At 65.0% G+C, this 14172-nt stretch carries 12 protein-coding genes; 6 read left to right on the top strand and 6 right to left on the bottom strand.

Translation table 11 applies throughout. The features are described 5' to 3' along the window. Positions 1-64 precede the first annotated feature (64 nt). The gene (locus FJ471_RS06755; protein ID WP_140802399.1) at positions 65-2521 is read left to right on the top strand and encodes a ComEC/Rec2 family competence protein; all 2457 of its coding nucleotides are present in this window, start codon (positions 65-67) and stop codon (positions 2519-2521) included. 41 nt (positions 2522-2562) lie between these two features. On the opposite strand, the gene lexA is transcribed toward FJ471_RS06755, so the two are convergent. The 6 genes from lexA to FJ471_RS06725 form a co-directional block, all read right to left on the bottom strand. Beyond that, positions 2563-3303, bottom strand: coding sequence for a transcriptional repressor LexA (gene lexA / locus FJ471_RS06750; protein WP_140802398.1), 741 nt, complete (start codon positions 3301-3303; stop codon positions 2563-2565). Between the two features lie 117 nt (positions 3304-3420). Then, positions 3421-4626 carry a gephyrin-like molybdotransferase Glp gene (gene glp / locus FJ471_RS06745; RefSeq protein WP_140802397.1) on the bottom strand — a complete coding sequence of 402 codons (1206 nt, stop codon included), beginning with the start codon at positions 4624-4626 and terminating at the stop codon, positions 3421-3423. After that, entirely contained in the window at positions 4626-5105 is a 480-nt protein-coding gene (gene moaC / locus FJ471_RS06740; protein ID WP_140802396.1) for a cyclic pyranopterin monophosphate synthase MoaC, read from the bottom strand. The genes glp and moaC overlap by 1 nt, the downstream gene beginning before the upstream one ends. A gap of 2 nt (positions 5106-5107) precedes the next feature. After that, positions 5108-5920, bottom strand: a complete 813-nt coding sequence (gene trpC / locus FJ471_RS06735) for an indole-3-glycerol phosphate synthase TrpC (RefSeq protein WP_140802395.1) — start codon at positions 5918-5920, stop codon at positions 5108-5110. A 4-nt stretch (positions 5921-5924) separates the two neighbouring features. Continuing rightward, positions 5925-6935: an anthranilate phosphoribosyltransferase gene (trpD, locus tag FJ471_RS06730; protein WP_140802394.1), complete on the bottom strand. Its 1011-nt coding sequence runs from the start codon at positions 6933-6935 to the stop codon at positions 5925-5927. Then, complete coding sequence (locus FJ471_RS06725; RefSeq protein WP_140802393.1) at positions 6932-8827, bottom strand: peptidyl-prolyl cis-trans isomerase; 1896 nt, start codon at positions 8825-8827, stop codon at positions 6932-6934. The genes trpD and FJ471_RS06725 overlap by 4 nt, the downstream gene beginning before the upstream one ends. A gap of 143 nt (positions 8828-8970) precedes the next feature. Here FJ471_RS06725 and tpiA point away from each other — a divergent pair, with 143 nt between their 5' ends. From tpiA to FJ471_RS06700, 5 genes are all read left to right on the top strand, one after another. Continuing rightward, the gene (gene tpiA / locus FJ471_RS06720) at positions 8971-9738 is read left to right on the top strand and encodes a triose-phosphate isomerase (RefSeq protein ID WP_140802392.1); all 768 of its coding nucleotides are present in this window, start codon (positions 8971-8973) and stop codon (positions 9736-9738) included. A 161-nt stretch (positions 9739-9899) separates the two neighbouring features. Further along, entirely contained in the window at positions 9900-10406 is a 507-nt protein-coding gene (gene secG / locus FJ471_RS06715) for a preprotein translocase subunit SecG (RefSeq protein WP_140802391.1), read from the top strand. A 213-nt stretch (positions 10407-10619) separates the two neighbouring features. Then, positions 10620-11756: a L,D-transpeptidase gene (locus FJ471_RS06710; protein WP_140802390.1), complete on the top strand. Its 1137-nt coding sequence runs from the start codon at positions 10620-10622 to the stop codon at positions 11754-11756. Between the two features lie 150 nt (positions 11757-11906). Beyond that, complete coding sequence (locus FJ471_RS06705; protein WP_140802389.1) at positions 11907-13544, top strand: CTP synthase; 1638 nt, start codon at positions 11907-11909, stop codon at positions 13542-13544. After that, entirely contained in the window at positions 13544-14089 is a 546-nt protein-coding gene (locus FJ471_RS06700) for a DUF1697 domain-containing protein (RefSeq protein WP_140802388.1), read from the top strand. The genes FJ471_RS06705 and FJ471_RS06700 overlap by 1 nt, the downstream gene beginning before the upstream one ends. The last annotated feature ends 83 nt before the right edge of the window (positions 14090-14172 follow it).

Raw genomic sequence — 14172 nt, 5'->3', positions numbered from 1 at the left:
GCGGACTTCCACGCGGTCGGCGTTCATGTAGCATAGGCGGTCTGGGGCGCAAGGGGCAGACCCGATGGCTGGACGTGGCCGGGGCGCGGAGAAGGGCGAGGGAACGACGGCGGGCGTCAGCGAGCGCCTGATGTTTGTCCATGCCTCGCCCGCAGAGGCCGCGCCGGTTTCGCTTCCGCAATTCCGTCCACCAACCGAGCTTCTGCCGTCCAGCGACGATGCGCTACAGCCAGCCTCGCCGGCAGGCACCGTCAGCCGGATCCGCAAACAGCTTGGCCGCGTTTCGCTTCCTGCGCTGCGTCGAAGCGCTGCCGTCGCCGCCGCGACCGAGCTCGATCGCGGCATCGGCTTCCTGCTGGTGCCGGTCTTCCTTGCGGCCGGCGTCATCTACTACTTCTCGCTGAATACCGAGCCCGATCTCCACAGGCCGCTCGCGGCGGTGGCTCTGATGGCCGTCTGCGCGGCTATCTCGCGTTCCCGGCACAGAACGCACCTTGTCTTCATGGCGGCGTTTTTCTGCGCCTTGGGCTTTCTCGCGGCCAAGGTGGAGACCTGGCGGATGGCGACCCCGATGCTGGGGTCCGAAATCCAAACCAGGTTGACGGGCCGCCTCGTCACCGCCGAGGCGATGGCCAATGGCCGTGTCCGCCTGACCATCGATCTGATTTCCACGCAGCGTCCGAAACTGCGCTACGCGCCGGACCGCGTCAGGTTGTCGGCGCGCAGGATCCCACCCGGCATGACCGCCGGCTCGATGCTGACGGGCTATGCCAAGCTGTTGCCGCCGACCGGCCCGGTTCGGCCGGACAGCTACGACTATTCCTTCGACAGCTACTTTGCCGGCATTGGCGGCAGCGGCTTTTTCCTGGGCGACCCGAAGCTGATTGGGCCAGTGGAGGCACCTTTTGGCGCGCGCGTCGCATCGGCCATCGAAAACGCGCGCGAAGGCATTGCCGACCATATCAGGAGCGCCATCGGCGGGTCCGAAGGCGAGATCGCCGCGGCGCTGATCGTCGGCGTGCGCGCCGGCATTCCGGAAGCGATCAACGAGTCGATGCGGCGGACCGGCATCTACCACATCATTTCTATCTCGGGCCTGCACATGGCGCTGGTCGCCGGCACGATAATGGTGCTTTTGCGCGGCGCCTTCGCGCTGTTTCCGGATTTCTCGTCGCGCCGGCCGGTGAAGAAATATGCCGCTGGAATAGCGTTGCTCTCGATCGCCGCCTATCTCGTGATCTCCGGCATCGTCGTGGCGGCCGAGCGAAGCTTCATCATGCTGGCTGTCATGCTCGCCGCCGTCCTCTTCGACCGCGCGGCGCTGACCATGCGCAACCTGGCGATCTCGGCCATCGCCGTCATCCTTGTCTCGCCGCACGAGGTGGTCGGCCCGAGCTTCCAGATGTCGTTTGCTGCCACCGCCGCCCTGGTCGGCGCCTATGCCGGCTTTGCCGATTATCGCGCCGGCAAAACGACAGCGCCGCCGGCAAAGCGATCGTTCCTCGGGTACCTGTCGCGAAAACTGGCGCTCGGGGTGGGTGGCGCCGCCGTAACCTCGCTCATCGCGGGCAGCGCTACATTGCTGTTTGCTATCTGGCATTTCCAGCGCGTGTCGCCGCTCAGCCTACTTGCCAATCTGGCGGTGATGCCGATCGTCTCGCTGATCGTCATGCCGTTCGCCGTGTTGAGCGCGCTGGCGATGCCCTTCGGCTTCGACGGTCCGTTCCTTTATGTGATGGGCAAGGGCCTGACGGCGATGATCGCCATTTCGGCGTGGATCTCCGAGCGCTCACCGGTCGATGCCGTCGGGCTGATCTCGATCCAGTCGGTGCTGCTGGCGACGATCGCGCTGGTCATCGCGACCATGGCCACCACCTGGCTTAGGTTGGCAGCCGTGCCCTTCGCTCTTGCCGCGCTGCTGGCTGTTCCCCATGTGCGCACGCCGGATGTGCTTATCTCGGAGGACGCGCATCTTGTGGCGATGCCGATCGGCGGCGGCGAGCTCGCCGTCAATCGCGTACGCTCCAACGAGTTCACCACCGACAACTGGAAACGGGCGCTGAAAGCCGAGGAAATCGTGCCGCCGGAGACATTCGCCAAAGATGCACTGGACATCGCCGATCCGGTCGACCTGCCGCCCGGCTCGCCCTTCTACTGTACAGGTGACCTCTGCATCGGCCGGCACCCGTCCGGCGCGATCGTCGCGCTCGCCGAGAACCGCGGCAGCGCGCGGCCGGCCTGCGGCTTCGCCGACCTCATCGTGATCAACGACGCCACCGCCTACAACCCCTGCCGCGATCCGCGCGTGCTTGTCGTCACCAAGCGGCAGCTGGCGCGCGACGGCAGCGCCGCCGTCTTCTTCGATCCGCAATCGGCAACCGCGCGGCCAACTGCTCGCTATGCGGTCGAAGAACCATATCGGCCCTGGCACGAGCAGCGGAAATACACGCGCGAGGCGAGGGGCTTGCCGCCCTATCAACGGCCGGACAAGCCGGCTGCAGCGCCGCAGCCGGCAGAATAGATGCCGGGCAATTCCGGACGAAGACCGCCGCCCAGCCTTGCTCAGTAGCGGCGGATAAGTCCGACGAGCTTACCCTGAACCTTGACCCGGTCCGGCCCGAAGATCCGGGTTTCATAGGCCGGGTTGGCGGCCTCGAGCGCGATCGAGGCACCCTTGCGGCGGAAGCGCTTCAAGGTCGCTTCCTGGTCGTCGACCAGCGCAACCACGATCTCGCCCGGGCTCGCCGTATTGGCGTTGCGGATGATGACGGTATCGCCGTCGAAGATGCCAGCCTCGATCATCGAGTCGCCCTTGACCTCCAGCGCATAGTGCTCGCCGCCCATGATCATGTCCGGCGGCACGGTGATCGAATGCGTCTGGTGCTGGATGGCGTCGATTGGCACACCGGCGGCGATGCGTCCCATTACCGGGATGGATACGGCCGAAACAGCATCGTCGTCATTGCTTGGCGTCGGGGCTCGCGACGGCGCCACCGGCCTGATCTGACGACTGACATTGTTCTGACCCAGGCTGCCCTGGATGACGCTTGGCGAAAACTTCTTCGCCGCATTGAGGCCGGGGGCGATCGAGTCGGGCAGGCGCAACACTTCCAGCGCACGCGCCCGGTTAGGCAGCCGGCGAATGAAGCCGCGCTCTTCCAGCGCCGTGATCAGCCGGTGGATGCCGGACTTGGATGCAAGGTCGAGCGCTTCCTTCATCTCGTCGAAGGATGGGGGAATCCCGCTCTCCTTCAGGCGTTCATGGATGAACATCAGGAGTTCATGTTGTTTGCGCGTCAGCATCGGCGGCCCCCACGGGTTCTGAAACCAGAATCAGAAAAACAAACCCAGAACAAACACTATCTGTTCCAGTTGTGTTCCGCAACCGTTTAAAGTTTAGTGAATTTGTTGACGTTTTGTTCAGCGTAACATCAGAACGCTGCATTCGGCGCCTGTCTCGGCGGCCGGCGCGAAGGGCTCGCGCACGATCAGGCCGTTGGCGTCGGCGAGCATCCGCAGCATCGAGGAGTCCTGGATGCCGAAAGGTGTTGCGATCAGGGCGCCGGCTTCTTCGCGCACGACGGCGCGCACATAGTCCTGCCTGACATCGTTAGCCTGCATGGCGGCGCCCAGCCGGGCGGCTCGTACGTCCTGCCTGTGATCGCGGCCGCCGAGCCGGGCAAGCAGCGGTTTCAGGAAGAGTTGCGAGCAGACGATACTGGCCACCGGGTTGCCGGGCAGGCCGATGCATCGGACATTGCCAAGCCGGCCAAACATCAGCGGTTTGCCGGGGCGCATGGCGATCTTCCAGAAGTCGAGCGTCATGCCTTCGCCGATGAGCACGTCATGGATCAGGTCGTGGTCGCCGACCGACGCGCCGCCGAGCGTGACGATGACGTCTGCGTTCGCCTCGACCGCTTTCCTGACCAGCGCCGCGATCGCCTCCTTGCGGTCGGCGGCGATGCCCAGATCGAGCGCGCGCGCGCCGACGGACTGGGCGGCGGCGGCAACGCCATAGGCGTTGGAGGAAATGATCTGGTCGGGGCCGAGCGCGCTCCCCGGCGGCAGCAATTCGTCGCCGGTGGCGATGATGGCAACCAGCGGCCGGCGTACGACGCTCAAGGCAGGGTGGTTGGCCGACGCCGCGAGCGAAAGCGCTGCCGCATCGAGTTCGCGACCTTTGTTGAGCAGCACATCGCCCTGGCCGAAGTCGAGCCCGGCGCGGCGGATATTGCGTGCTTCCGCGGTCGGCTCGGTCACCTCGATCTTGCGGTTGCCAAGGTCGCGGACGTTTTCCTGGATGACGATGGTATCGGCACCTTCGGGCACCGGCGCGCCGGTGAAGATGCGCACGGCCTGGCCTTTCCCGACGGATCCGGAAAAGCCCCGCCCGGCAGGCGCCATGCCGATGACCTCGAGCTGCGCCGGCACTGAGGCAACATCGGCGGAACGCGCGGCATAGCCGTCCATCGCGGAGGCGTTGAAGGGCGGCTGCGTGCGCAGCGCCACAACCGGTTGCGCCAGGACCCGCCCGGCCGCTTCCGCCAGCGGAATGCTTTCGCCCGGCAATGGCGTGGCGCCGTCGAGCAGGCGTTGGAGCGCTTCGGCGACCGGAACCAATGCCATCAGGCATCCACCTTGTAGTCGCCGGACTTGCCGCCGGTCTTCTCGACCAGACGGATACCGGAGATCACCATGCCGCGGTCCGCCGCCTTGGCCATGTCGTAGATGGTGAGGCAGGCGACCGAGGCAGCGGTCAGCGCCTCCATCTCCACGCCGGTCTTGCCGGTGACGCGAGCGAGCGCGGTGACCCTGAGGCCGGGCAGCGAACGGTCCGGCTCGATCTCGACGGCAACTTTTGTCAGAAGCAGCGGATGGCAGAGCGGGATCAGCTCGTGCGTCTTCTTCGCGGCCATGATGCCGGCGATACGGGCCGTGCCTAGCACATCGCCTTTCTTGGCATCGCCGGCGAGAATCATCTCCAGCGTTTCAGACCGCATCGAGACGAAACCTTCGGCGATCGCCGTGCGCGTCGTCTCGGCCTTGTCGCCGACATCGACCATATTGGCTTCGCCCTTGGCGCCAAGATGGGTGAGGGCAGGCATCCTCAAACGGCCTCGGCCGGCGCCTTGCCCGTCAGCAGAAGCTCGGTCGCCGCGGCCACGTTCGCCTGCCGCATCAGGCTCTCGCCGACGAGGAAAGTGCCAATCCTGCTCTTTTCCAGCCGGCGGCAGTCCTGATGCGTGAAGATGCCGCTTTCGCTGACCAGCAGCCGGTCCGCCGGCACCATGTCCGCCAGTCGCTCCGAAACATCGAGGCTGGTCACGAAGGTCCGCAGATCGCGGTTGTTGATGCCGATCAGGCGCGATGACAGGCCAAGCGCGCGTTGCATTTCCTTTTCGTCATGCACCTCGACAAGGGCGTCCATGCCGAGCTCGAAAGCGATCGCCTCAAGCTCCTTGGCCAGCGCGTCGTCGACGCTCGCCATGATGATCAGGATTGCGTCGGCGCCCCAGGCGCGTGCTTCGTAGACCTGGTAGGGATCGAACAGAAAATCCTTGCGCAGGGCCGGCAGGCGCACGGCCGCACGCGCCGCCGTCAGGAATTCCGGAGCGCCCTGGAAGGACGGCGCGTCGGTCAGCACCGAAAGACAGGCCGCGCCACCTTTCTGATAGGCCTTGGCCAGCGCCGGCGGATCGAAATCGGCGCGGATCAGGCCCTTGGAGGGACTGGCCTTCTTGATCTCGGCGATCAGCGCGAAGCCGCCAGCCCGGCGCTTGGCTTCGAGCGCCGCGAGGAAACCGCGCGGTGGCTCGGCGTCCACAGCCTGCGCCTTGATCTCGGCCAGCGGCACGCGGAGCTTCGCCGCGGCGATCTCTTCGCGCTTGTAGGCTTCGATCTTGCGCAGGATGTCCGACAAGGCCTTATCCGTTCGAAATCTCGACGAGCTTGTCCAGCACGCCAAGCGCGCGGCCGCTGTCGATCGCTTGCGCCGCCGCGGCGATACCATCGGCCAATGTCGTCGCCTTGCCGGCCACGACCAGTCCGGCGCCGGCATTCATCAGCACCGTGTCGCGATAGGCGCCGGCGGTTCCGCTCAGCATATCGCGCAGTTCCTTGGCGTTGTAGGCGGCGTCGCCGCCGCGCAGTTCTTCCTTGGTGTGCCGCTTCAGTCCGACGGCTTCCGGCGTCAAGCTGAAGCTGCGGATCTCGCCGCCGGCAAGCTCCGCCACCTGGGTCTCGCCCGTCGTGGTGATCTCGTCATAGCCGTCGCCGTGGACGACCCAGGCGTGATCGGCGCCCAGCGCCTTCAGCGTCTCGGCCACCGGCATGATCCACTCCGGCAGGAAAACGCCGACCATCTGGCGGCTGACGCCAGCGGGGTTCGACAGCGGCCCGAGCAGGTTGAAGATGGTGCGCGTGCCGAGCTCGACGCGGGTTGGCCCGACATGCTTCATCGCCGGATGATGCGCCGGCGCGAACATGAAGCCGACGCCGGCCTCGTGGATGCAGCGGCCGATCATTTCGGGCGAGATATCGATCTTGACGCCAAGCGCCGTCAGCACGTCGGCCGAGCCGGTCAGCGAGGACAGGCCGCGATTGCCATGCTTGGCGACCGGCACCCCGGCGGCTGCGATGACGAAGGCCGAAGCGGTCGAGATGTTGACCGAATGCGAATTGTCGCCGCCGGTGCCGACGATGTCGATGGCGTCGTGCGGCGCCTCGACGCGCAGCATCTTGGCGCGCATCGTGGCGACCGCGCCGGATATCTCGCCCACCGTCTCGCCGCGCACGCGCAGCGCCATCAGGAAGCCGCCGATCTGGCCGGGCGTCGCGTCGCCCGACATGATGATGTCGAACGCCTCGCGCGCTTCCTCGAAGGAAAGCGCGGTGCCGGTGGCGACCTTGGCTATGTGTGTCTTCAGAGCGCTCATCGTGTCTGTGCTTGCGAAACGGCGTTCGGATCGATGCGAACGTCATATTGCGACTGCAACTGCGCCACCAGCTGGTCGAGCAGGTCGTCGGACATGCCGGCGCCGAAGGACTTCTGGGCTTCGTCCGGCACCGCGCTGCCATCGGCGCCTGCCGGCTCGAAGACCTCGGCGACCTTGAACAGGATCTGACCGTCGCCGGTGGGCGAGGGGATCAAGCCAGTGCCGCCTTCGCCGACGCCGAACATGGCTGCGGCACCCTCCTTGCCGAAATCGGCATCGTCGGCTTCGCGCTTCAAGCCGCGCTTGGTCTGTTTGTCGAGCTTGAGCTCGCCGGCGATGACGTCGAGCGTGGTGCCGGCCTTGAGGCGCTTCTCCAGTTCCTGAGCCTTCGCGTCGAGCCGCTTGTCGGTCTCGGCCTCCGTCCAGTCGGCCGCGACCTTCTTGCGGACTTCGTCCAATGTACGGTCGCGCGCCGGCGTGATCGACTGCACCTCGTAGAAAACGAAACCGTTGTCGGCGGTGGTCAGGCCTTCGTTCTCCGTATTGGGCTCGGCCGCGAACACCGATTTGATCAGCTCGGCCGATTCCGGCAGGTCGTTGACGATCGTGCCGTCCGGCCGCTGGCCGGTACGGTCGATGGCATCGATGGTGACGACCTTGAGCTTCAGCTTGTCGGCGGCCTGGGCAAGCGAGGCGCCCGAGGCGCGGGTGTCCTCATAGCTGTCGTGAACGTCGAGCAGGATGCGGCTTGCTTCGCCGAGCGCCAGGTCCTTACGGATCTGGGCGGACACTTCCGAAAGCGGCTTCACCACCTGCGGCTTGATCTCGGTGACGCGCAACAGCACGGGACCGAAGGCGCCCTGGACGACCTGGCTCACCTCGTTGGCATTGAGCGAGAAGGCCGCGTCGGCGACAGCCTTGTCGGCGATCTTGTCCTTGGCCAGCGTGCCGAGCAGCGTGTCGGCCTGCGTCTTGCCCTCGGCGGTGATGAGCTTGTCGAAAGTGGCGCCAGCCTTCAGCGAATCCAAAGCGGCCTTGGCCGCATCCGGCGTCTTGAACACCAGCTGCTCGATGGTGCGCATCTCGGGCGTCGTGTAGCGCGCGACATTCTTTTTATAGTCATCGCTGACCTGCTGGTCCGTCACCGCGGATGGATCCGAGATGTCCTGCGGCTCCAACCGGGCATAAGAGAACTTGCGGTATTCCGGAGCGGCATAGTTCTTCTTGTTGGCGTCGAAATAGGCGTTGAGGGCGCTGTCGGACGGCGCCTCGATCGGCTGCACCAGCGTCTTCGGCAGCACGAGGTAGTCGATCGTGCGATCCTCGCCGCGATAGAGCGAGACCGCCTTGAGGAAGGTCTGCGGCACTTTCATGCCGTCGGAGATCGCTTCGATGATTTGCTGGCGCACGGCCACCTGCGAGCGGTTCTTGAGGTAATCCTCGGGCCGCATGTTGAGCTGGCGAAGCAGGTATTCGAAGGTCCGGCGATCGAATTGGCCGCTGGGGCCCTTGAAGGCCGGATCCTCGCGCGTCAGTTCGGCCAGCCGATCCTTGGAAAGGCCGAGACCGAGCTTGCGCGCCTGCTCGTCCAGCACAGCGCCCGAAACGAGCTGCGCCAGCACCTGGTTGTCGACACCGAGAAGCTTGGCCTGCTCCTGGGTGACGCGCTGGCCATATTGCTGCGACAGAAGGCTGAGCTGGCGATCATAGGCGAGGCGGTATTCGTTGATCGAAACCTCCGTGCCGCCGGCGGTGATCACCGCATGGTGGCCACCCAGCACACCACCCACCATACGGGTGGTGATGCCCCAGGCGGCGAAACTTAGCACCAGCAAGGACAGCAACGCCTTCGCGACCCAGGTGCCCGCCGCGCTTCTCAATATACCAAGCATGCATACTTCCGATTTTTGCGCATTTTCGCATGCGCCGAGTCTGAAACAAGCGCAATAGCGCCCTTCCGGCCCACTGTCGATTGCTTTGTGACCTGATTTTGGTAGTGAGGGCGCTGCTTAATGTCGCTCGGAGAACGCGCCCCATGACCCCTGGAATCCGCCCGCTTGTCGCCGGCAACTGGAAAATGAACGGCACCAGCGCCTCCCTCAACGAGCTGCGGTCGATCGGCAACGGCTTCATGAGCGGCCTGGACGCGGAGACCGAGGCGGTGGTGTGCGTGCCGGCGACCTTGCTCCAGCGCGCCGCCGAGATCCTGTCGCGCACACCGGTTCGGGCCGGTGGAGAAGACTGCCATCCCAAGGAGAGCGGCGCCTTTACCGGCGAGATTTCGGCCGAGATGCTCAAGGATGCCGGCGCAAGCCACGTCATCGTCGGCCATTCCGAGCGCCGCGAACTGTTCGGCGACAATGATGCGACGGTCCATGCCAAGGCCTCGGCGGCCTGGCGGGCAGGGTTGGTGGCCATCATCTGCATCGGCGAGACGCGCACCGAGCGTGAGGCGGGCGCCACGCTCGATGTCCTGTCGCGCCAGCTCGAAGGGTCGGTTCCGACCAGCGCCACCGCGGCGAACACCATCATCGCCTACGAGCCGGTCTGGGCCATCGGCACCGGCCTGACGCCGACCGCGGCCGACGTCGCCGAGGCGCATGCGCATATCCGCGGCAAGCTGACCGGGCTGCTCGGCGATGCCGCGGCGAGGATGCGCGTTCTTTACGGCGGCTCGGTCAAGCCTTCCAATGCGGTGGAACTGCTCGGCGTCGCGAATGTCGACGGCGCGCTGGTCGGCGGCGCCAGCCTCAAGGCAGCCGACTTCCTGGCCATTGCGGAAGCTTACATGAACATCTCCTAGAGAGCGTCTCCCAGGCTCGCGCGGCCTAAATCGTTGTAATGGCCGCATTGCTTCCCATATTCCCGGCCACGGGCTTGGAAATGCCGCCAAAGCATTGTAAGGAGCCGCCTCCAAATCATCGGTCGTATGCGCGGTCGCGCAGGGCCTCGCCAGGATAAATTATGGAAACCGTACTGATCGTCGTCCACCTCATGGTCGTGCTCGCCCTTGTCGGCGTGGTGCTGCTGCAGCGCTCCGAAGGCGGCGGCCTGGGCATCGGCGGCGGTTCCGGTTTCATGACGGCGCGGGGTGCCGCCAACGCGCTGACCCGCGCCACCGCGATCCTGGCGGCGGCCTTCTTCGTGACGTCGCTGGCGCTGTCGATCATTGCCCGCTACGGCGAGAAGCCGATCGACATTCTTGATCGTCCGGCGACGTCGAGCCAGGGTAACGGCGTGCTCAACCAGCTGCCGGGGTCCAACGGACCGGTGGGTACCTCCAAGCCCGCGGCCCCGGCCGGCGGCTCTGCTCCCGCGGCTCCGGCTGGCGGTGCGGCGACCACCACGCCGCTTGCCAACGGCACTACTGCGCCGGCTCCGGCCACAGCGCCGGCGCTCGCGAATCCGACCACCGCGCCGGCGACCAACGGCGTCACCTTGCCGGTCACCCCGCAGGTTCCGAACCAATAGCCGGACAAGCACCGGGCCGCGATCTGTTGTTCTTTGAACACAGTCGCGGCAAATGCGCGCCCGATCACGAAGATTCAACCGGGCGTGGCGCCTGCCTCAGCTTGAGGCGATGACGGCTAATCGATTATAGATTGCGCGCGGCACTTTCGGCGTCCTTGGGGGGCGCCGGGCGACGCCGTGGGCAACTTGCATTTGAACGATCGGATCTTCGCCATGCAGCTTCGCAGCTTCATCATTTTGGGAGTCTGTGCCGTCCTCGGCATGGGTTCCGCGGCCCTTGCCGGACCGGCAAACATGGTCTCCTCCCCGTCGGTAGAGAAAACCGACGCCATTCCCGTTGCCGCCGCCAAGAGCGACGCATCGCAGCTGAGGCTTCTCAAGAAGAAGAAAAACCCGACCTCGGACGATCTCGCGCAGATCAGCAAGATCGAGGCCAGGATCGCGGCCGACAAGGAAGCCGCCAAACAGAAGGCGCTCGATGCTCGCAAGATGGCGATGCGCGAGGCGGCCAAGGCCAAGGCGGACGCCGCGCGCCAGGAATGGCTCGCCAAGAAGGCCGGCGGCGCGGCCGCTCCGGCTGAAGTCGCCGACGCCAAGCCTGCCAAGAAGACCACCAAGATCATCGCGCCGCTGGAGCCGGTCGCGCCGCTCGCTCCCGTCCAGACCGAGGAGCCTATCCCGGCAGAGGCGATGAACGTCGCGGCCACCGGCAACGACGGCGAACTGCGCAGCGAGCAGCCCGGGCAGAAGCAGACCAGCAGCGGCGGTCTGTTCGCGGGTCTGTTCGGCGGCGCCGCGCAATCGACGTCGATCGCCTACCTGCCGGAAACCCGCGCGCTCGATTCGGCTTTGGCCAAGAAGGACGCCAAGCGGCCCTTCAAGGTGAAGCCGGAATTCGTGCCGCAGGACGTTGCGTTCTCGGGTTATGAGCCTGGCACGATCGTCATCGATACCAGTGCCCGTCGCCTTTATCTCGTCGAGAGCTTTTCGACGGCGCGGCGCTATGCCATCGCGGTTGGTCGCGAAGGCCTGCAGTTCAAGGGCACGGTGGCTGTCGGCGACAAGCAGGAATGGCCGCGCTGGATCCCAACGCTCGACATGCAGAAGCGCGAGCCGAAGCACTACGGCCAGTACAAGGACGGCATGAACGGCGGCGGCCAGAACCCGCTCGGCGCGCGTGCCATCTACCTCTACGACGGCAAGAAGGACACGCATCTGCGCATCCATGGCACTATCGCGCCGCAGTCGATCGGCACCAGCGCCTCCAACGGCTGCTTCCGCATGATCAACGAGCACGTCATGGACCTCTACAGCCGCGTCAGGATCGGCACCAAGGTTGTTATTATCTAAGGCTTTCCATCAAACTGCCGAAAGGGCCGGCACTGCCGGCCCTTTTGTTTTGAATAGTGAAAACGCCGATCACCGGCACCGGCGCCATTTTGGGAAAAAGCCTTCGCGGCGGTTTTTTCTCTGGCGGAATCAATCAGGCCGCGTTAAGCGATGACTCCCATGGCGCGATATGTATTCATCACTGGCGGCGTGGTTTCCTCACTCGGAAAAGGCATCGCCGCAGCAGCTCTTGGGGCTCTTCTGCAGGCGCGGGGCTATCGCGCGCGGATCAAAAAGCTCGATCCCTACTTGAATGTCGACCCTGGAACGATGTCGCCGTACCAGCATGGCGAAGTGTTCGTGACCGATGACGGTGCTGAGACCGATCTCGATCTCGGCCATTACGAGCGCTTCACCGGCCGCTCGGCCAACCAGCAGGACAACATCACCACCGGCCGCATCTACAAGAATATCATCGAGCGCGAGCGGCGCGGCGACTATCTCGGCGCGACCGTGCAGGTGATCCCGCACGTCACCGACGAGATCAAGCATTTCGTGGTGGACGGCAATGACGATTACGACTTCGTGCTGTGCGAGATCGGCGGCACGGTCGGCGACATCGAGGCGATGCCGTTCTTGGAAGCGATTCGTCAGCTCGGCAACGACCTGCCGCGCAACAACGCGGTTTATGTGCATCTGACGCTGATGCCCTACATCCCGACCGCCGGCGAACTGCAGACCAAGCCGACGCAGCATTCGGTCAAGGAATTGCGCGGCATCGGCATCGCGCCCGACATCCTCCTGGTGCGCGCGGACCGGCCGATCCCGAAGGAAGAGCGCCGCAAGCTGTCGCTGTTCTGCAACGTGCGCGAAAGCGCCGTGATCCAGGCGCTGGACGTGCCGCATATCTATGACGTGCCTTTGGCCTATCACCAGGAAGGCCTCGATTCGGAAGTGCTGGCGGCCTTCGGCATCGATCCGGCGCCGAAGCCGCGCATGGAGCCGTGGCAAAAGCTTTCCAGCAATATCCACAATCCGGAAGGCGAGGTGACCATCGCCATCGTCGGCAAGTACACCGGCCTCAAGGACGCCTACAAATCGCTGATCGAGGCGCTGTCGCATGGCGGCCTCGCCAACCGCGTCAAGGTCAAGCTCGACTGGATCGAAAGCGAGATATTCGAGAAGGAAGATCCCGCACCCTGGCTGGAGAAGGTGCACGGCATCCTCGTTCCCGGCGGCTTCGGCGAGCGTGGTTCGGAAGGCAAGATCCTGGCGGCAAAGTTCGCCCGCGAGCGCAAGGTGCCTTACTTCGGCATCTGCTTCGGCATGCAGATGGCCTGCATCGAGGCGGCCCGCTCGTTGGCTGGCGTCGACCATGCCTCGTCGACGGAGTTCGGTCCGACCGACGAGCCCGTCGTCGGCCTGATGACCGAGTGGCTGAAGGGCAATATGCTGGAAAAGCGCAGGGCCACAGGCGATCTCGGCGGCACGATGCGGCTCGGCGCCTACCAGGCCGAACTCGCCAAGGGCTCGAAAATAGCGGATATCTACGGTGACATGCAGATTTCCGAGCGCCACCGGCACCGCTACGAAGTCAACATCGACTACAAGCAGCGGCTCGAGGATTGCGGCCTGGTGTTTGCCGGCATGTCGCCCGACGGCGTGCTGCCCGAGACGATCGAGTATCCCGACCATCCCTGGTTCATCGGCGTGCAATATCACCCCGAGCTGAAGAGCCGGCCGCTCGACCCGCATCCGCTGTTCGCAAGCTTTATTTCGGCGGCGGTGGATCAGTCGCGCCTGGTTTGATGCGGACCTATGTAGCGCTGCTCTACAGCATCATTCTGGGCGAGGGGCGGCGCGTGGTCATGGCCGACCTCAAGGCGATGGCCGAGGGACTGGGCCTGAAGAACGTCCGCACGCTGGTGGCCACCGGCAATCTGGTGTTCGAGGCTCGAGCGGGCGAGATCTCAAAGCTCGAACAGCGGCTGGAAAAAGCCTTCGAAAAGACCTTCGGCCGCCATGTCGACATCATCGTGCGCGGCGCCGAGGATTGGCTGCGGCTTTCTGCCGGCAATCCGTTCCCGGCTGAATCCGCTGACACGGGCGACCAAGTGGCTGTACGTGTGATGCGCGAGAAGGTGCCTGCGGATGCCGTTGAAGCACTCCGGGCCCATGCCGCCAACGATGAGAAGGTGCTTTTGGTCGACGGCGACATCTGGCTCGTCTTCTCACGCGAGCGGCCGAGCTCGCGGCTGGTTGCCGCCGCCAATCACAAGCGCTTCGGTGTCGGCACGTCGCGCAACTGGAACACGGTGCGGCGGCTGGCGGAGATGGTAGGCAGTAGGCAGTAGGCAGTAGATGTGGAGTGCACCCCAAAACTGAGACAAGGATATAAGGGACAGTCCTGAGAGAGGGACTGATGCCTCAAAGACGG

Origin of the sequence: Mesorhizobium sp. B2-7-1, assembly GCF_006440735.1 — a bacterium.
Taxonomy (GTDB): domain Bacteria; phylum Pseudomonadota; class Alphaproteobacteria; order Rhizobiales; family Rhizobiaceae; genus Mesorhizobium.
The sequence above is the reverse complement of the archived record's forward strand: the minus strand, read 5'-3'. Positions and strand labels throughout refer to the sequence as shown.